Raw genomic sequence first — 19,961 nt, forward strand, 5'->3', positions numbered from 1 at the left:
TTATTCTCCTCCCTTTCGCCCTCTTGCCGATGGCTTTGTAAAGATGGGCCGACGCTTCATTTTATGCAAAGGCAAACGATAAATGGTGTCCTCCCAGTCTATGTCATCATTGACAGATGCGGAGCAAAATGGGTACATAAAAGGGATTCCGTAGGAGGTTAGGCTGCACAAATGGGCAAGCACCAGCAATAAGGCGATCCAAAGACCAAACAGCCCGAAGATTGCCGATAAAAAAACTGCCAAATATTTGCTCAACCTCAGCCCTGAAACCAGAGAAATATTAGGAATTACAAAAGAACAAATGCCCGTAAGTGCTGAAACAATTACAACTGCGGGGCTGACAATTCCCGCCTCCACTGCCGCTGACCCAATAATAATACCGCCAACAATGCCAATGGTGGAGCTTACAGGAGAGGGCAATCGTATGCCCGCTTCCCGCAAAAGCTCAAAGGCAAGTTCCATAATGATAACCTCTCCCACCACGGAAAAGGGAATATTTTGCCTTGTAGCCGCAATTTTTATGGCCAAAGCTGTAGGAATCAATGAGGGATGATATACCGATAAGGCGATATAAAGGCCTGGCAAGGCAATGGCAACCACCGCCGCCACATAGCGTATGGCACGAATAAAGCTCATGATCTCCCAGCGGTCATAATAATCCTCAGCGGCTTGAAAAAATACATTCAGCGTTACAGGCAGCATGATAACAACAGGCGTATTATCAATTACCAAAACAATTCGCCCCTCCAATAGGGCAGAGGCGGCTTTGTCTGGCCGTTCGGTCATCTGCAATTGAGGAAATGGAGAAAGCCAGCGTTTTTCCATAAGCTGCTCCACATAGCCACTATCCAAAACCCCATCCACATTTATGGTTTCCAACTGTTTCTCAACGATTTTTAAGGTTTCCGGCCGCACCAAGTCCTCCATATACATCAAGGCGGCATCCGTTTTACTTCTTGTACCAATTTTTTTCCGCTTTAGCTTTAAATTGGTGTCCCGAATTCGACGACGGATCAATACAATGTTGGTAGCCATTACCTCCAAAAAAGCATCCTTTGGCCCCAACACAACTACCTCAGTTTGCGCCTGATTTACCCCGCGGGAGGGAAACCCCTTGGTGGATGCCTGCAGGGCAAAAGCATTGCCCTCCATAAAAAGCACCGTATCCCCCAATAAAACCGCATCATACGCCTGGGTAAGCTCCGTAATTTTGCTCAATTCGCCTATGGCAATAATGTCCTCCATGAAAACGTCTAACATCCCGTTTTCGTTGCATTCCCGATAACGGCTCATCAAGTTTGTCATGATAAAATCTTCTATGGTATTCCCATCCACAATATTATCGGTATAAATCATAAAAATTCTTGATTTTCCACTTCCCACAACAAACTCACGCATCACAACATCGCCACAATCACGAAATGCTTCCTTGATGGCAATTATATTTTCCGACAGATTTTTAGAAATCTGCATATATCCACCGCCTTTCCTTTTGCTTATTTTTCCATAGATTCCAAAAACTATACTTGTAATAGGCTTCTTTCTTTTTTTGCAATAAAAAAACGCCCATATTTATTATGGACGTTTTCATATACTGGAAATCACGCTTCGTTTTACCTAAACAATTTTTGGGCAGGAATTTATGATGCACTTGCGGAGTTGCTACTTGGGGAGCTACCGCTCATCAAGCTGGTATTTTTAAACGTAAATACCTGCATATCATATGCAAAAACTATTTTTTCCAAAGCAAGTTCCTTTTGTGTTACCCCTAATTGCGCCTGCGTTAAAGTAAGCTCTGTAATATTACCCACCTTATAATTTACTTCAGCGGTTTTTAAATCCGCCTGTGCCAGTGCCAAATCTGCTTTTGCCTGATTATAATTAACCTCTGCCTGCTGCAGCTGCACATAAGCATTGCGAATGGCAATTTCCTTATCCTGCTTCGCCGCTTTTAACTCTCGCTGGGCTGATTCATAGGAAAATTTGTTACTTTTATTATTAGAGTTATCCTCTTCCGACAAATAGTTTTGTTTAAACTTTGCATCCTCTATGGCTTGTTCCTTTAACAAAATGGAATAATCCTTTTTCAGCGCCGCATTTATATATGCTTCCATAGAGCTTGGCAAAACATAAGGCTCAAATTCCACTTCATACTCCAGTGTATATTTTTTATCTACCGCCTCGCCCATTAAATCATTCAAGTTCATATACATCTGTTCCAAGGTTCTTTCCAATTGATACACGTTTGTCTTGCTTGTTTCATAACTCGCCTTCAGCTGATCCAACTGATACTGACTAATCAGACCCAAGCCAAATTTCGTTTTTCCCTGTTCATATAGGGTTCCTTGTATTTCACTTGTTTCCTTCAATAATTTCAAATTGTTTTCATTTTCTATGATGGAGGAAAATGTGCTTTTCAAGGTTGCCTCCAACGCTAAATTTGTAATTTGGGTTGCATACTTATTTTTTGTCATACTGCTATCTGTGGTATAAATTGCGGAGGTGTAAGCAAAAACCGCATCATTCACCCATTGTTGATAGTCATAGATTGGCACAGAAAAATTGCCCACCTTATCCCATATATCTTCCTTTGATTCTTGTAAAAAATCCGTTGTCTTCTGCAAATCCCTCAAGTCAACGCTATGATTTTTAGCTTTTTTCAAAGCTTCCTCATAGGTTAAATGGGGGGTTGTCTGCTCTGCCTGGGTTGCTGCCGCCTCCACGGTAGAAGGGGCTTGGGCGCCATATGCCGTTGTGCCAAAAAGAGCCACCGAAAGTACTATCGCTAAGGTACCTTTCCCGCTCCTCATTCTTTTTTTCATGGTATATCCTCCTTGGATTGCACTTGTTTTTATAATAAAACTAATTATACCATAGTTTTTAAAAAATACCAGCAGGTTAAGGATTTCTTAATCATTTCTTTAGTGTATTTTATTATTTCCCATTTTTTGAACAAAAAAGAAGAGGCAGACAACGTCTGCCCCTTCCGGGAACTTAAAGGCAAAGCCCTCAAGCTTAATTTATTCAGTTACGATTGATTAGTTCAATGTAGCTGTCTTTGTAGCTGCATCCCAGTTTACGTTTGTTACGCCCAAAGCTGTACCTAAATCTCTCAAAGGCAAGTATGTTCTGCCGTTTGTGATTTCAGGAGCTGCGGATGTAGGGATAGCGGAACCATTTACATATACTGTCTTCTGACCAACAGTCATAGTGATGATTCTCTGAGCATACATAATTGTTACTGTTCTTGTTTCAGCGCTCCACAATACGTTGTTTGTGTCTACGCCAAGAGCCTTGGATACTGCTCTTACAGGAAGCATGGTGTAACCAGCTGCGCTGATGTATGCAGGTGCATCCAATTCAATCTTAGTAGAACCAGCTACCAAGTAAGATTCGCCAACAGGTACTACTACCTTTGTTGTGAACATGTTGTTCTTGTCAACACCAGCTGTTACTACGTTAACGAATGCTTCTTTTACTGTAACGCCGTCTTCATCGTCGTAATCGGAAACATCACTAATGTCGTCTGTATCAGCATCAAGAGCTGCAGCATAAATAGCCTGATCAACATACTTACCGGACATGGATGTCATAACTACCAAATCATAAGCACCTGCAGGGATGCTTCTGTTCATGAACAGTTCCATATCGGAAATTGTGATTGTTGCTGCGGAATCGGATTCAGTCTTAACTGTGAAGGTCAAAGTACCCTTATCAGCCTTTTTGCTCTTCAATTCCATATCAGAGCTGCTGTCTACACCGAAAGTAGGGTCAGCTTCAAATTCAATCCAACCTGTTTCAATAGCAAAGCCGAATGCTGCTTTTTCTTTAGCCCACAAGCCAGCTTCAGCTTCTGTGATAACGATAGGTGTATCAATTGCTGTATTTCTGTAATCAATGATTACATCGTTCTGTTCTGCCTTAACTGTGTAAGGTTTTACAAATTTAGCGATTGTTACGGACTGAGTATCAAGCAAACCACCTTCAAGTGCTAATGTTACATCACCTTCGAAAGTAGGATCAGCTACTAACTGAAGCTTGAAGGACAATTCTGCAGGATCGGATTCCAATGTTGTATTAACATCGTCAAATACTCTCTTCTTGAATTCGAAGTTTTTGAAACCGCCATCCTTGTAAGCTTTTTCAAATGCATCTTCCCATTGTGTATCAGTTGCAGGGTCGCCGCTGTACAAGAAGTTGTCATGATCTACCAATTCAACATCTGTTACATAAACGCCGTCAGGCAAGTTGAAGTTAAAGCCCTGTCTCATGGACCAAGCGCCAGGGAAAGATTCTTTCGCTGTTACTTCCAAAGACCAGTGATCGGAATCATCTGTCAAACCATAGTTGTCAACGTTAACGCCGCTGTAGATTACAGGAACATCTTCGTCTTCATCAACTGTAAGGCTTACTTTGTAATCAACAACCTTAGCTACTTCAATGCTTGCTGTTGCGCTGAATGTATTAGAAACAGCGTCACCATCAAAGTCAGTTTTAATTGCTTTAATTGTCAATGTAGCAACTGCGCCGGATTTAGCGGAGGTAGCTTCGATTTCGATGTCTCCACCTTCGATTGTAAATTCATCGCCAGCACCTGTGTATAACATTAAAACTTTGTTGCCATTAATGGTGTCAAATTCATAATCGCCACCATCTTTTACTTTGCTGAATTCAAAGCCGCTGGACAGCTTTAATTCAAAGTACTGAGGGTTGTTGAAGTTTCCAACAGCAGTTTTAATTTTAATGCCTTTATCACTCAAAGTTGTTACTTCGTCTTCAGCGATATCTACTGTCTTCTTAACGGAAGCTGTGATGCCTGTATCAACGATTGTGCAGTATACCAAATCGTCAACGGATACAGCCTTGGAATCAACAGATACAGTAGCCTTTGTGCCGTTTGTAGTTTTTGTCATTGTGGACTCTAACTGAATTACGAAAAGGTCATCTTTAACAAGTCTAAATTCTTCAGGAGTTCCACCATCACCTGTAATTGTAAACTTAAATTCATCCTTAGCAATGCTGCTTTCATCGATTATGATTTGCCAATCAGAAGCTCCCATCGTATTATCATCATCAGGGATGTAAGTAACTAAATCTTCCAAGTCACCAGCCAAAGCAGTTAAATCAGCAGGATCTAAAGCAGATACGTTTTTAACACTTGCAGCAGAAAGAGCGTCTAATACTGCTGTAAATTCAGCATTATCCAAAGAAACTGTTACATCCAATTTAGGAGCTACAGAATATGATGTCAAATAATCAACACCTGTAACCTTCAACTGCAATTCTGGTGAATCTGTTCCTGCGATAACGCCAGAAAAGTCTTTGTTCTTTTTGATTGCATCTACAACCTTAGCTGTTGCAGTAACTTCGCCCTTTGCAAATGCAGTTGCAGGTACAAGGGAAAGCACCATAGCGCCAGCCATAACGAGAGAAAGTAATTTCTTCATCGTTTTCATTCCTCCTTTAAAATAATTAAGTATTCGTTTTTGTTTCGTTTTATAATTATACAACGAATGCATTTCAATTGTTCCGCCTTGCCACTAACGTCCCATCCCCCTTCGTTTGCCAAAACTTAGTTTCTTTGCTTTACCCTCACACCCATTTAGGAGAGTGAAACGCCGTCCCTTTGCCTTGCCGCCCGTCCTGTTTTGTTCTGTCAATAGGAAAGCATTACCATTTACTATGCAAGGTTATTATACGCACGCATTTTAAAAATGGCAATAGTAATTGGCAAAATGTAACATAACTGTAATATAGTTTTTCTGGCCCTTCGCTTTTGAAAAAAGCTCACTTCGTTCAAGCTTCTTTCAAGTAGACAGAGGTAAAACAGATGCGTTCCTGCCACCTAAAGGTCTTGAAATGGGTCAAGGCATTTCCCCCGGCAGGGAAACGGCTCCGCCACCCTGTTTTCTTTAGGGTGCAGAACAATTTTCCTCGGCTGGGCAAAGCTCACCCTGGGGATTCCAGTAAAAGCCTAAGACCTTGGGTCTTAAGCTGATTTACGCAATAGAAAAAGGGGCAGACAATTGTCTGCCCCTTAATATAGATCAAGGGAGAATCCCTTGTGGGAGATTGAGGGCAAAGCCCTCAAGGTCTTACACTTTCTCTTGCTCTTGCTTTAAATTACTTGCTGCCGTTCAATGTTGCTGTTCTTGTTGCTGCATCCCATGTGATGTCTGTTACGCCTAAAGCTACAGCTAAATCTCTCATAGGAAGGAACGCTCTGTCGCCTGTGATTTCAGGTGCGGAGGATGCAGGGATTGCGGAACCGTTTACATGGATTGTTTTCTGACCAACTGTCATTGTAATGATTCTCTGTCCGTACATAATGGTGATTGTTCTTGTTTCTGCACTCCACAATACGTTGTTTGTGTTTACACCAAGTGCCTTGGAAACCGCTCTTACAGGAAGCATTGTGTAGCCTGCTGCACTGATGTAAGAAGGTACATCCAACTCAACCTTTGTTTCGCCAGCCATTAAGTAAGATTCGCCAATAGGCACTACTACTTTTGTTGTGAAAAGGTTGTCCTGATCTCTACCGCTTGTTACTACGTTAATGAATGCTTCTTTTACTGTGTTGCTGTAATCGCAAACATCATCAATTACTTGATTGTCGCCGCTTGCTGCATAGATTGCCTGTGCATCGTAAGCTGCGCTCATTGTTGTATCAACCTTCAAGCTGTAAGCGCCTGCAGGGATGTTTCTTTGCATGAATAATTCAATGTCTTTGATTTCTACTGTTGCTGCTTCGTCAGATGTAGCCTTTACAGCGAAGGAAAGCTGACCGTTTGCTGTTTTCTTGTTCTTCAAGGTCATATCGGAATCACCAGTTACATCAAAGGTTGCATCATCTTCAAACTGAATCATGTCGCCCTTGTCTATTGTCAAAGTGAATGCTGCATCTGCTGCCCATAAGCCTGCTTCTGCTTCTGTGATAACGATAGGTGTTTTCACTGCTGTGTTTCTGTAGTCGATGATTACATCGTTCTGTTCTGCCTTAACTGTGTAAGGTTTTACAAATTTTGCTACGGTTACTTCCTGAGAATCAACCAAAGCGCCTTCAAAGCCCAATACTACGTCGCCTTCGAAGGTAGGATCAGCTACCAATTCTAACTGGAAGGTTACGCTTGCAGGATCGGAAGCCAAGTTTGTGTTTACATCGTCAAATACTCTCTTTGCAAAAGTAAAGGTTGTGTAATCGCCTTTTTTGTAAGCTGCTTCAAAAGCTGCTTCCCATTCAGCTGTTCCAACTGCTGCGTTGTTTTGCAAGAAGTTTTCTGATTCAATTACGTCTACACCTGTTACATAAACGCCTTCAGGCAATGTGAAGTCAAAGCCCTGTCTCATGGACCATGCGCCAGGGAAAGATTCTTCTGCTGTAATTTCCAATGTCATATGATCGGAATCATCTGTCAAGCCTGTGTTGTCTACGTCTGTACCACTGTAGATTACAGGGATGTCTTCGTCTTCATCAACGGAAAGAGTTACTTTGTAATCAACAACTGTGGCTACTTCTACGGAAGCAGAACCAACGTTTTTCGCTGTTGCTCTAATTGTTGCAACATCGCCAACCTTAGCTGTTGTAGCTTCGATTTTGATGCCTGTCAAAGTAAATTCTTCATTAGAAATAGATGTGAAGGTAGCTTCGCTGCCATCGATAGACCAGTCAGCATAGCCTGCTAAAGTACTGTTTGCAAATTCAAAGCCCTTGGAAAGCTTCAATGTAAACTCTGTACCTACTGCAAAGGAACCAGCTACAGAAGGTTTGATTGTCAAGCCCTTGCTGTCCAGCTCTGCTACTTCGTCAACTGCTACGGTTGCTGTTTTTCTAACAGAAGCTTCGATACCTTTTGCCAAAACGGAAGCATAAACTAAATCGTCTGCTGTTACCATTTTGGAATCTACGGATACAGTTGCTGTTCTGCCAACGTTAACCTTTGTCATTTGAGATTCCAGCTGAATTGCAATAATATCATCTTTTGCAAATTCACCTTCCAAGGTGTAAGTTACTTCGTCTTTATCACTTTCTTTTACTGCTACATTGATTCCCGCAGGTACGTTAACCAAAGCTTCAAGCGCTACATCATCTGCTGCTACAAATTCTGCATTGCCCAAAGATACTGTTACATCAACTGTGGGTGTTGCGCCACCGGATACACGGTAATCCACACCGGTAACCTTTAACTGCAATTCGGGTGTATCTACTCCTGTGATAGCACCGTTAAAGCCTTCGCTTTTTTTCAAAGCGTCGACTACTTTTGCTGTAGCAGTAACTTCGCCTGCCGCAAACGCCGTTGCGGGAATAAGAGAAGTAACCATAGCTGCAGCCATTACAAAAGAAACTATTTTCTTCATCGTTGCATTCCTCCTTAGAAATTATGTACTTTTTTTTCGTTTTCGTTGCATAATTATAAAACGAATGCATTTCAATCCTTCTTTAGACTGCTTCGCCACAACACTCTGTTTGACAACCTTTGCCACGCCGTTTTTTTAGCACCCATTCCACAAAAAAACCTTGTTGCGCCGATTAATCGCCCAAAGCGTTGCTTTGAAGCATCGAAAGCGAAATTTACTTTGCCTGCTCATTATACGAAGCTTCTAAGGATTACGCAATAGATTATGTCAAGTTGTAATGTAACTGTAACGCTGTTGAAATATTGCCGAAAGATTTGTAACATTTCAAGCAAATATATGGTTTTATTTTAAATTATTTACATAATTTATTTGTTTTAATTGCTATTTTTAATCATTTTAACTATTTTTTTCATTATTTACGTAAATTATCCAATAATAAGATAATAACATATTAATATTTACATTTTTGATATTATGGTAACTAGCTGCGTTTTATTTTATTATTCGCTGTACCTAAACGCTTTGGAAATTTATTTTTTTTGAGAGAATTGCTTTTGCATTTTTACGAATTGATAATATAGATAGGAAAGTGGATGCTTTAGATAAAATACTTATAAAAAAAGAGGTTCTAAGGAAAAAAATCCAACTAGAACCTCTTTTTTTCAAATTCGTTGCGCAATGCCTGATTAAAAACCGCCCCCATGAGCAAGGCAACCACGCTGATATTAAGCCATATTAAAAACGCTATAATGGCACTGATGGAACCGTAGATCACCGAGTATTTTCCCGCATGATCCACATAATGGGCAAAGCCTGCGGAAAAAAGCACCCATGCCGCCGTGGATAAAAACGCCCCGGGGAGAACAAATCTTTTTTGCGGTCGTGTGTTGGGCGATAAAAAATAAACACCGCAAATTAAAAACAACACCCCAAGAGAAATGGGCAAAAAACGTATTTTTGTCCAAAGCTCAATAAAGTTTTCCGCCATGGGGATAAAAATACTGAGAAACTCCAATACGCTTTGGCTAATCAGCAAAATCACCAGAAGCGCCGGCACAAAAACAATAATTAGAACCGTAAGGAATACAATGCGCTTGGTATGCCTCCGGGCTTTTTCGCCCCCATAAATTCGGTTGATTGCACCAACCAGGCTCATAACCGCCCGCAGCGGAAACCAAACGGTAAAGGCCAGCCCGAAGGTAAGCCATGCGCCGCTGCTGGTTTCGGTCATATGGGCGATGGTTAAATTAATCAGCGTTACCACATCCACCGGCAGCAATGCGGAAGCATCTCCCTCCACTGAGATCATGGGTAACTGCAAAAAACCCAAAAGGGAGCTGATGAAAATCAAAAACGGAAAAATGGCAAATATAAAATAATAGGTTAAGGATGCAGCCGTCTTGCCGATTTCATTGACAAAATACCCATCAAAGGTATAAAAAAACACTCGTTTCCAAGGGCGATCCGCCTTGGCTAATAGGTTCTCCCGCATAGGTTATCAGCCCTTCTTTTTATGCTGAAAGTAGTAAGCCGCTTTCAACAGGGTTTTTTCACCCAGAAATTTTTCGCCAAGAAGTGCCAACTTCATGGCAATACCGGGAATCAAGACCGGCTTTTTTGCAAACATTCCCTCTACAGCATACTTCGCCACATCAAGGGAGCGCAAGCCAGGAAGAGCGAACTTCACCCCTGCCCTGTCATTAAACCCTGTATCCACAGGCCCGGGGCAAAGGGCAGAAATATGCACATTGCTTCCATCCTTGCGCAATTCCTCATAAATGGCTTCCGTAAGCCTTAAGACATAGTTTTTTGTAGCATAATAGGTTGCCATTAAAGGTCCAGCCAAAAAACCTGCCGAGGAAGCCACATTTAAAATATAACCCCGATCCTTTTTGCGAAAATCCTCCAAAAATAGCTTTGTGAGGATATGCACCGCCCGAACATTCAAATTCAGCATATTCAATTCCTGTTCCAAAGGAATTTTCCAAAATGTTCCAAAGACGCCAAAACCTGCGTTATTTACCAATATTTCAACGCCCTGTTCCTTCACAGCTTCATAAAGGTCAAAGCACTCTTTTTCGTTGGATAAATCAGCGGAAATAATTTGTACGTCTGTATTTAAATGCTTTTTTACCTGCTCCAGCTTCCCTGTATTCCGGCTAACCAAAATCAAATCATACCCCATTCGGCTTAAAATCAGGGCGATATCCCTTCCAATGCCACCCGATGCGCCTGTAATCAATGCCTTCATAAACTCACATCCTATTCCATTATTTTGACTGATTTCAAAACGGTTTCCTTGATTCTGACTGCATTTTCACCGCTTCATCTGAGGATTATCATTGTATTATACTGGTATTTTTTAAAAATATCAATTTATTGCCAAAAAAAGTAAACAATTTGGGAAACACCTTGTGAACACTAGAAAATTATTTTTTTAAGCCAAGCATCCATATTCTATCTATAAGCTTTCCAAAATGTACAAGGAACTATTCTAAAATAAAAAAACCGCTCGTGGAATTTTTACGAATAAATGATTTTCGTAACGTTTCTCCACGAACGGTAGGGAAGCTTTTTTACAACTCGTTTTTGTCCTTTTTTTGAATAAAAATCTTGTACATGAAACAAAACTTAGGGTTTTACAAGCATTGTCACAGCCATTCGAAAGTTATTTCATCGTTTTGCGCATAACGGTAGGTGTTTGCAACGCCTCCCACTGAAGACAAACACAAAACCTTGAGGGCTTTGCCCTCAACCACCCACGAGGGACCCTCGACCCACCTAAATCAATATATCTATGGGGTCATCACTTTTGCTATGCAAAAGCCGGCTTCGCCGTCTGCCCTTTCTTGGGCAGTGAAGGGGTCATCACTTTTGCTATGCAAAAGCCGGCTTCGCCGTCTGCCCTTTCTTGGGCAGTGAAGGGGTCAACGTCCAAGGCTCGTTGGCGTTTTGCGGTGTTTTTAACACCTTTGTAGGCTATGATGCTTTTCTCCCCTGAATACCTTTCGCAAGCTCCCTCCACCAAAAAGGTGGTGGGACTTCCCAAATAGGTAATATTAATCCACTAAATTTACAATTAAATTCGAAACATCTGTTTTTTCAGAAAGAATGCCTCTATCATAAAGCCAATCCGCATTTTCCTGCCAAACACTTACTTCCTGATGCAAGAAAGGTGCATCTGCGGTTTCCATAACAGGAAGCAAGATTTCCATGCTCTTTTGCTCCACCGTCTTAGACAAGGGGAAGTTTTCCTCGTTTTGGTTATCCAGCAAAACTTGCAGGCTTTCATCCGGGTTTGCTTTCATATCTGCATAGCTTTTCTGGCAGGCACGCAAAAATTTCTGAATTTTTTCAGGATTGTTTTCCACTGCATTCTTTCCTGCCAAAAGCACCAACTCATACTGCTGTGGCACACCAAAATCGGTGGGATAGAAATAATTGATTTCAAAGCCGTTTTCCTCCAACTGGGGCACCTCATGGTTTACCATGTTGCCGATGGTAGCATCCACCTGCCCTGTTGTTACGGCGGTCAAAAGATCAAAGCCAACATCAATAAATTGACAATCATCTGCGGAAAGACCAACATATTTTAACATAGACTTAATTTGCTCCTCGGAAAGCACCGTTCCGGAATAACCAATTTTTTTGCCCTTTAAATCCTCCGCACCGTCAATGCCGCTATCCTTTAGAGCAACTACAACATTTAAAGAGCTTTGTGTCAGCGCACCCACCGAAACAATGGGGACGTTTTCCTCCGTTGCCGTTAAAATTGCATCCTGCAAATAATAAATACCCAAATCCGCCTTTCCTGCGGCAGGTAAGGAAATACCGTCGTTCACGTTGGAAGGGAAATTAATCACCAAATTCAAGCCCTCCTCGGCAAAATAGCCCTTTTCAATCCCCGTATACAAAAAGCTGTGAATGGCATTGGGATACCAGTCCAAAACGATGGAAAAGTCCTCCAATTTTTGTTGTCCATTTTCATTGATATCTCCTGTATTACCGTCGGCATTCTTACTGCTGCTGGTACAGCCAACAGTACCCACCGCCATAATGGCTGTCATTAAAAACGCAAATAATCTTTTTTTCATTGTCAAATTTCCTTTCTCCATGTAATTAATTTATTTTCTACAATAGTAATTACCCAAACCGTCAGCATCGCCACAACAGAAAGCAATACCACCGGCGCAAACACCCCTGCGCCATCCAACTGAGTCATCATTCGTTTGCTAAAATAGCCCAAGCCCTTTTGCGCACCCAGCCACTCGGCAATGGCCGCCCCAATCACGCTGAGGGGGATTGCCATTTTGATGGCAGAGAAAAAATGGGGCAAAGCCGTAGGCAGCTTCAGCTTTAGGAAAATATCCTTTTTCGTAGCGCCATAAGTAAACAACAATTCCTCCATTTCACGTTTTGTGGACTTAAACCCATCAAACACCGTAATGGCGATGGGGAAAAAGGTCATCAAAATCGTCACCAAAACCTTGCTCCAAATAGAGTATCCAAACCAAAGGATAAATAACGGCGCAATGGCAGTGGTGGGGATGGTCTGTGATGCCACAATGACGGGATATAACGCCTTTTCCAGCTTAGGGTTCCAATCCATGGAAATTGCCAATAACAGTCCCAAGCCTATGGAAATTAAAAGTCCAAGGGCGGTTACCCCCATGGTTGCAGGCAAATGCACCTTAAACAACGGCACCCGAAGCTCCCACAGGCGTACCAATATCCCCGTAGGCGAGGGCAAAATATACGCCGCATTAATTCCCATGGCGGCACCCTGCCAAAGCAGCAATAAAACAAGCACCAGCAGCACAGAAGGCAAGTTTTTTTTCATAGGCTCACGCTCCTTCTAAGCTTTCCAATCAGGCTTTCCTTTAACTCCACAATTTCCCCTTGTTTTAAAGCCTCACGGTTTCTTGGGTAGCCCAAGGGCACCTCAATAGATTCCATTTGGGTGAAGGGTCTTGCATCTTGAATGATGTATATTCTCTTTGCCAAAAAAATGGCTTCCTCCACATCATGGGTAATAAATAAAATGGTTTTATGGTAATGGGCCCACTGCGCAAGCAGCCATTCCTGCATTTCCACCCTTGTGAGATAATCCAAGGCGCTAAAGGGCTCGTCCAATAAAAGCATATCCGCCCCGGAAAGAAGGGTTCTGGCAAAGGAAACCCTTTGCTTCATGCCGCCGGATAAATCCTTGGGGTATTTTTTTGCATAATCTGCCAAGCCCACCTGCTCCAAAACCAGCGCCGCCCGTTTTTCCTGTTCCCCCATGGGTACCTTTCCAAGCTCCATGGGCAGAGAAACATTTTTTTCCACGCTGCGCCATGGAAAAAGCAAATCCTTTTGGGGCATAAAGGCACTGTAATTTTTTATGGTTTCAATGGGCTTTTCATCCACCAAAATTTTTCCGCCATCGGGCCGCTCCAATCCATTGATTAAACGAAAAACCGTACTTTTTCCGCAGCCGCTGGCACCGATAATGGCAACAAACTCACCGTCTGCCACTTGAAAAGACAAGTTCTCCACCATACCCAATTCATCCTCCGGATAACGGAAGGATACACCTTCAAACCGCAGCATCACGCCTCACTCCTTTTTAGTCCCCCATATCCATATGGTAGGCCATTTCCCAAAAATCTCTTTCGTATAGACTGCATTTTCTCATGATTTCTTTGATATAGACTTCCTTTTTGGGAGAAATATCAGCCCCAATTTCGTCCACCGCATCCATAATATCCTTTACGCTTTGGATATACGCCTCAGAAGAATAGCCGCTCACCCACTCGCCATAAAGAGGATGTTCCAGCGCCCCGGGGATTGTTCTCAGGTGCTCACCAATCATTTGATAGCTCCATGCGCAGGATAATACCGCCACCAAAACATCCAAAATATCGCCTTTATAGGCAATATCCAGCATATAAGAGGTGTAAGACTGATTTGCCAAGGCAATTTTTGCTGACGCAATTTCCTCATTTGTAATGCCCAAGCGCTTCATATAAATTTTATGCACATCCATTTCCCCATCCAGTGTATCATGCACCATAGAGGCAAAACGGCGCATTAAGGGTTCCTCCTCCGCCTTTACAATCCCCAAGGCAAACACCTTGGCGTATTGCAATAAATAGCAGTAGTCCTGTACCATGTAAAAACGGAAGCGATCCTCCCCTAGAGTGCCTTCGCCCAATTCCTTTACAAAGGTCTGCGTAAGGTATCCCTTCCAAATATCCTTTACTTCTTCATACAACCGATCTGTTAATTTCATTCTATTTCTCCTTTCGTTAAATTAGATGTTTCATCGGCAAGGTTATGGGAACGTCTTTATTCGCAAACAGCCTAACTATTTTTATGTAAGCCTTCATAAATATTTTAATTCAACGCAAGCATTGCAAAAATACAATAAATTCTATAGAATAAAGGTAATCGTCCCCAGAGAAAATTTGCAAACAAAAAAGCCTTTCCCAAAATAGGGAAAGACCTTGCGCTTTCAAATAAAAATTTGCTTCCCTCCGTTGGTGCTAACCACATCAAGTTCAAAGGGTTGGAAAGAAAATTCCTCTCAGCTTCGACGAATCAAAGCACCCCCAGCCTTTATTATTTAGTTGTATAAATTTTATTATAGTATAAAATACCAGACTTGTAAATATAATTATCTCTGGTTTGCAAAAAGAACAAAGTTAATAAAAAAATCCTTGCATTTTTAAAAAAAGAAATTAAACTGTAGATTACAATCTTACTGGAAATCATTCCTGTTTCGTGGGAGGTATTTATAAAAAAATGGATGATAATAAGCTTTTAAAACTTGCTTTGGACGCGGGAGAGATTATGCTTTCTAGCGGCGCAGAAACCCATCGAGTACAGGATACCATGCATCGCATTCTATCCGTCAATCACCCCACAGGGGTTGAGGCACTGGCGATGAGTACCTTTTTAATTGCCAGCGTTTCAAGCGACACATACGGCTCCCTCTCCCTCACCAGAGGGATCTACAATCGCTCGGTGAACTTTGGTAAAATTTGTTCCGTAAACGAAGTTTCCAGGGCCTTTGTTTCCGGACAGCTATCCTTAGAGAAGGCATCAATGCGGCTAAAAGAAGTGAATGAGGCCTCGGTCTATTCGCCCCTTACACGAATTATTTGTTCCGGGGTTGCTTGTGCCGGCTTTACCTTGGTTTTAAACGGTGCTATCATCGACGCTTTGGCTGCGTTTATTTTCGGGTTAATGATTGGTGTTTTATTAAAATACAGCAGAAAATCAAAGTTGCCTTATTTTTTCAGCTGTATGATTGGAGGGTTTATTGCAGGTGCGGGCGCTACTGTTTTTCATAAAATAGTACCCACTGCAGGGGTTAATATGATTATCATTGGTAGTATTATGCCGTTATTGCCGGGCATGACCATGACCAACAGCATTCGAGATATTATGGAAGGGCATTTAATCAGCGGCACCGCAAAAATGGTAGAAACTCTATTGATTGCCTTTTCCATTGCCGGTGGCGTCGGCTTTGGCATTACAATTTGGGGAAGCTAAGGGAGGATATCCAAAATGACTTTTCTTACCATATTATTCGAAGCGTTTATGGCCTTTTGGGCCTGTATTGCTTTTTCCGTTGTTTTTGATGCACCGAAAAAGGAATTGGTTTTCTGCGGCCTTTCCGGGGGCATCAGCTGGTTTTTATACGCTGTGCTCACGCTAAACTTAAATCCTACCATGGCCACCTTAATTTCCACTGCGGTTGTTGCCACTTTTTCCCGTTTTGCTTCTTATCACAGGCAGGCGCCTTCGACCCTTTATCATATTCCGGGGATTATGCCACTGGTGCCCGGTACTATGGTATACAACACCATGGCCACTGCCTTAAGTGGCCAGGTTCTGGAAACCTATTCCAATATTTTACTGGGGTTAAAGCTGGCAGGGGCAATTGGCGCAGGCTCTATCCTAATTCTAGCCCTACCCTATTCCTTCTTCGAGATTATTCCAAAACGGCAAAAAAAAGCAAAGAAAAGGGTAAAGGCAAAGGCAAGACCTTGAGGGCTTTGCGGTCAAACTAAAGAAAAGGTCAAGAGCAAGACCTTGAGGGCTTTGCCCTCAAACGCCTACAAGGATTTCACCCTTGACCCATTAATTTAGGGGCAGACGAATGTCTGCCCCTCTTTGTTTTTTATTGCGGCACCCTTTATCGTCGGGCGAAGCCAATTAAAGTTTTGGTCTAGCTTTTTGCAAAAAGCAAGCAGGTTTGGGATGGAACAGCGAAGAAAACGCTGCCATCACACGGTGATGGTTTTGCGTAGCAAAATTCCTGACCCGGCGCCCAAAGTCTTTGTCTTAAGGTTTGTCTTTACAGCTCTCGCCTGCCCTCTAAGGCACGGGAAAGGGTTATTTCATCCACATATTCCAAATCTCCGCCTACGGGCACACCGTTTGCAATTCTCGTCACCTTGACCCCTAATGGCTTTAAAAGCTTGCTGATGTACATGGCCGTAGCCTCCCCCTCAACATTGGGATTTGTGGCAAGGATAACCTCCTGCACCGTATCGTCCATACGACGGATTAATTCCTTAATGCGAATATCCTGAGGTGTCATGCCGGTCATGGGTGAAATTGCCCCATGCAACACATGGTATACCCCGTGGAACTCCTTGGTTCGCTCGTAAGCCGCCATATCCCGTGGGTCCTCCACCACCATAATCAAACTATGATCCCTTTTTAAATTTGCGCAAATAGGGCAAACTTCCTCCTCCGTTAAGTTGCAGCAAACAGTACAGTAGCGTACCTTATCCCTTGCCTCCAAAATCGCCTGGGATAAAGCGGCAACCTCATCCCTTGGCATGTGAATCATGTGAAACGCAAGCCTTTGCGCCGATTTTGCGCCGATTCCGGGTAAAGCCGCCAATTCCTCAATCAATCTTGTAACGGGATTTCCGTAATAATTCATATGATCCCTCTTTTTATCAGAAGCCCATGCCCATGCCGCCGGACATTCTGCCCATTTCGTTGTTATACATTTCCTCTACCTGACGGATTGCCTCATTTACAGCAGACATAATTAAATCCTCCAGCATCTCCACATCGTCGGGATCTACTACATCGGGGTTCAGCTTTAATTCCTTGATTTCCTTCTTGCCTGTAATAACCACCTTCACTGCACCACCGCCGCTGGTCATCTCCAACGTTCTTTCCGCCAGCTCCTCCTGCTTTTCCTGCATCTGCTTTTGCATTTTCTGCGCCTGCTTCATTAAATTATTCATATTCATGCCGCCCATTCCGGGAAAACCACCTTTTGCCATTGTTCGATTCCTCCTAAATTTATCATCTATTTCTATTATTCTATAATAAAACACCTATTCCATGCAAGCCTTTTACTCTTCAAAATCCGCCCCAGGGAAATAGCTGCCCAAAAGGCTTGCAAATTCAGCATCCTTGGCCCTATCCTCCGCCTTGCCATAGGTTGCTTCATACCAGCGGTCGTACTCCTCTTTGGAGACGGTTCGCAGCTCAAAGGCCTTGCCCATTGCTTTTTCTATCAAGGCTTCAATTTTTTCCATGTTTTTATGCAGCATATCCGCCAAAGCAGCATAGGCACAAACCAAATAAACGCAATCATCCTCTTTAAAAGCAAGCTCAATCTGCTTTAACTGACTTTTTAAAATGGGGTCCTCCACCTCGTTACGCAATAAAGGCCATTCCTCTTTTAATTTTTTCCTGTCCTCTGGAAGGGCAGGTGGCTTTTTCTTGGGCTTTGGCCTTTCCTGTTTTTCTGCCTTGCCCTCTGACGGCTGCACTTGAACCTTCACCCCTTGGGCAACCTGCCGCTCCAAGCCTGCAATTCTTGCAGCCAGGGCAGTTACATCCGTTTGTGTCCACGGAGAGCACAGGCGCAAAAGCTCAACCTCCAACAAAATCCGCTCGTTGGCACTGTAACGCATATCACTTTGCAAATAAGAGAAGCGTTCGATGAAAAAAATGGCTTCCTGGGGGGACAAAAACGCACCGCACCCCTTTAAACGCTCCAAACTTTCACCGGAAAGATCCAACACTGCCGCTGCATCACCAATGGTTACCACCATTAAAAAATTACGCAGATGTGTTAAATATTCGGAAACAAACTGTTTAATATCTCTGCCGGAGAGGAGCATCTCCTCCACCAGCTCCATGACACGGTGGCTGTCCTTTTTGCCCAGCGCCTTTGTCATTTCAAACAGCACCGTTTGATCCACCGCACCCATCACATCCAAAACCATCTCCAGCGTAACCTGCTCCCCGCTGTAAAAAGCAAGGCATTGATCCAAAATGCTTAAGGAATCACGCATGGAGCCATCCCCTAGCTGCGCCACATAACGCACTGCTTCGGGGGTAATGTGCTGTCCCTCCTCCGCCAAATAGCCCATGAGGGTTTTAGCAATATCCTCCGTGGTAATCCTTCTGAAATCAAACCGCTGACACCGAGAAAGAATAGTGGCAGGCACCTTTTGGGGGTCTGTTGTTGCCAAAATAAAAATAACGTGGGCAGGAGGTTCCTCCAGGGTTTTTAATAATGCATTAAACGCACTATTGGAAAGCATATGCACCTCGTCAATAATATAAACCTTATAATATCCCTCTGTGGGCGGATATTTTACTTCCTCTCTGATTTCCCGTACATTATCCACACTGTTATTGGAGGCTGCATCAATTTCCATGACATTCATGCTTCTGCCTTGCAAAATATCCCTGCATAGGGCACATTCGTTGCAAGGCTCCCCCTCTTGGGTGGGAGAAAGGCAGTTGATGGCACGGGAAAATATTTTTGCGGTGGAGGTTTTACCTGTCCCTCTTGTGCCGCAAAACAAATAGGCATGGGAAACCCTTCCTGTTTTGATTTGGTTTTTCAGCGTTTTTACAATATGCTCTTGTCCAATCACACCGGCAAAAGTATTGGGTCTGAATTTTCTATATAGCGCCGTATAAGACATGGTCTGCCTCCTTTTTATTCTTACGTCAGTATACCATATTGCTGAAAAAATGAAAAGCAAAGTTCAAGACCTTGGGCTTTGCCCAAATAAGTTCAAGACCTTGGGCTTTGCCCAAACCTACTTGCTTTTTGTAAAAAGCAAGACCAAAAACTTTTATAGAACCCGCATTCTATGCGGGTTCAGGTGGGTCAAGGGTGCAACCCTTGTGGGTGTTTGAGGGCAAAACCCTCAAGGTTTTGACCTTGTCCTTGTCTCAAGAAAAAAAAGCAGGTACCAGTAAACTGATCTCTGCCTTTTCATATTTTTTTGAAACAATCCATTTAGGATTTTTATAGGAATCCGTGCATCTGTTTTTGTTACAACGCCCAACACGTTACCGTGTTCCACGACTCCTCCTCAGCACCCTTACAACACACAGAAGTAGACTGCTTAGTGCTGCTGCCTTCCGACCCTGACACGATTCACAGGCTCCTATTGCGTAAGACCAAAGCATCAACGCCGTTTTCCACGGGCAGGCTGTCAAGCGCTGTACCGAGAACAGACATCACCCTCACTATAGCGGATTGTGAGTACAGGGCACCGCTGCCTCCCCGGCTAGCACGGAAATATTACCAAAATTATTTTTTCTATTCCAAATTATATCCT

16 protein-coding genes, 1 other RNA gene and 1 riboswitch are annotated in these 19,961 nt (G+C 42.9%); of the genes, 2 read left to right on the forward strand and 15 right to left on the reverse strand.

The window, feature by feature from the left end; genetic code table 11:
• From CLNEO_RS00815 to tenA, 11 genes are all read right to left on the reverse strand, one after another.
• A complete protein-coding gene (locus CLNEO_RS00815) occupies window positions 1–1,473 on the reverse strand; it encodes a spore germination protein (RefSeq protein ID WP_066083504.1) in 1,473 nt (490 codons plus the stop codon).
• 167 nt (window positions 1,474–1,640) lie between these two features.
• Window positions 1,641–2,822 (reverse strand): TolC family protein, encoded by a 1,182-nt coding sequence (locus CLNEO_RS00820; RefSeq protein WP_066083506.1) that lies wholly within the window; start codon window positions 2,820–2,822, stop codon window positions 1,641–1,643.
• Between the two features lie 216 nt (window positions 2,823–3,038).
• Window positions 3,039–5,447: a copper amine oxidase N-terminal domain-containing protein gene (locus CLNEO_RS00825; protein ID WP_066083508.1), complete on the reverse strand. Its 2,409-nt coding sequence runs from the start codon at window positions 5,445–5,447 to the stop codon at window positions 3,039–3,041.
• A gap of 676 nt (window positions 5,448–6,123) precedes the next feature.
• A complete protein-coding gene (locus CLNEO_RS00830) occupies window positions 6,124–8,355 on the reverse strand; it encodes a copper amine oxidase N-terminal domain-containing protein (protein ID WP_066083511.1) in 2,232 nt (743 codons plus the stop codon).
• Window positions 8,356–9,001: 646 nt separating this feature from the next.
• Complete coding sequence (locus CLNEO_RS00835; protein ID WP_066083513.1) at window positions 9,002–9,847, reverse strand: YihY/virulence factor BrkB family protein; 846 nt, start codon at window positions 9,845–9,847, stop codon at window positions 9,002–9,004.
• A gap of 6 nt (window positions 9,848–9,853) precedes the next feature.
• Entirely contained in the window at window positions 9,854–10,606 is a 753-nt protein-coding gene (locus CLNEO_RS00840; RefSeq protein WP_066083516.1) for an SDR family NAD(P)-dependent oxidoreductase, read from the reverse strand.
• 564 nt (window positions 10,607–11,170) lie between these two features.
• Window positions 11,171–11,383: a hypothetical protein gene (locus CLNEO_RS00845; RefSeq protein ID WP_066083519.1), complete on the reverse strand. Its 213-nt coding sequence runs from the start codon at window positions 11,381–11,383 to the stop codon at window positions 11,171–11,173.
• Window positions 11,384–11,414: 31 nt separating this feature from the next.
• Window positions 11,415–12,449, reverse strand: a complete 1,035-nt coding sequence (locus tag CLNEO_RS00850; RefSeq protein WP_066083521.1) for an ABC transporter substrate-binding protein — start codon at window positions 12,447–12,449, stop codon at window positions 11,415–11,417.
• A 2-nt stretch (window positions 12,450–12,451) separates the two neighbouring features.
• On the reverse strand, window positions 12,452–13,195 hold the full coding sequence (locus CLNEO_RS00855) for an ABC transporter permease (RefSeq protein ID WP_066083525.1): 744 nt from the start codon (window positions 13,193–13,195) through the stop codon (window positions 12,452–12,454).
• The gene (locus CLNEO_RS00860; RefSeq protein WP_066083527.1) at window positions 13,192–13,947 is read right to left on the reverse strand and encodes an ABC transporter ATP-binding protein; all 756 of its coding nucleotides are present in this window, start codon (window positions 13,945–13,947) and stop codon (window positions 13,192–13,194) included. Before CLNEO_RS00860 ends, CLNEO_RS00855 begins: the two co-directional genes overlap by 4 nt.
• A 16-nt stretch (window positions 13,948–13,963) precedes the next feature.
• The gene (gene tenA / locus CLNEO_RS00865) at window positions 13,964–14,629 is read right to left on the reverse strand and encodes a thiaminase II (RefSeq protein ID WP_066083528.1); all 666 of its coding nucleotides are present in this window, start codon (window positions 14,627–14,629) and stop codon (window positions 13,964–13,966) included.
• A gap of 222 nt (window positions 14,630–14,851) precedes the next feature.
• Window positions 14,852–14,960: riboswitch (TPP riboswitch) on the reverse strand.
• 181 nt (window positions 14,961–15,141) lie between these two features.
• On the opposite strand from tenA, the gene CLNEO_RS00870 reads away from it, so the two are divergent.
• Complete coding sequence (locus CLNEO_RS00870; RefSeq protein ID WP_066083529.1) at window positions 15,142–15,894, forward strand: threonine/serine exporter family protein; 753 nt, start codon at window positions 15,142–15,144, stop codon at window positions 15,892–15,894.
• A gap of 15 nt (window positions 15,895–15,909) precedes the next feature.
• Window positions 15,910–16,395: a threonine/serine exporter family protein gene (locus CLNEO_RS00875; RefSeq protein WP_066083531.1), complete on the forward strand. Its 486-nt coding sequence runs from the start codon at window positions 15,910–15,912 to the stop codon at window positions 16,393–16,395.
• Window positions 16,396–16,702: 307 nt separating this feature from the next.
• Here CLNEO_RS00875 and recR read toward each other — a convergent pair whose 3' ends face one another.
• From recR to ffs, 4 genes are all read right to left on the reverse strand, one after another.
• The gene (gene recR, locus CLNEO_RS00880) at window positions 16,703–17,299 is read right to left on the reverse strand and encodes a recombination mediator RecR (protein WP_066083533.1); all 597 of its coding nucleotides are present in this window, start codon (window positions 17,297–17,299) and stop codon (window positions 16,703–16,705) included.
• A 16-nt stretch (window positions 17,300–17,315) separates the two neighbouring features.
• Window positions 17,316–17,651, reverse strand: coding sequence for a YbaB/EbfC family nucleoid-associated protein (locus tag CLNEO_RS00885; RefSeq protein ID WP_066083537.1), 336 nt, complete (start codon window positions 17,649–17,651; stop codon window positions 17,316–17,318).
• Between the two features lie 72 nt (window positions 17,652–17,723).
• Window positions 17,724–19,316, reverse strand: coding sequence for a DNA polymerase III subunit gamma/tau (dnaX, locus tag CLNEO_RS00890; RefSeq protein ID WP_066083539.1), 1,593 nt, complete (start codon window positions 19,314–19,316; stop codon window positions 17,724–17,726).
• 339 nt (window positions 19,317–19,655) lie between these two features.
• Window positions 19,656–19,919: signal recognition particle sRNA large type (gene ffs / locus CLNEO_RS00900), an RNA gene on the reverse strand.
• Window positions 19,920–19,961 lie beyond the last annotated feature (42 nt).

This window comes from Anaerotignum neopropionicum (assembly GCF_001571775.1).
GTDB lineage: Bacteria > Bacillota > Clostridia > Lachnospirales > Anaerotignaceae > Chakrabartyella > Chakrabartyella neopropionicum.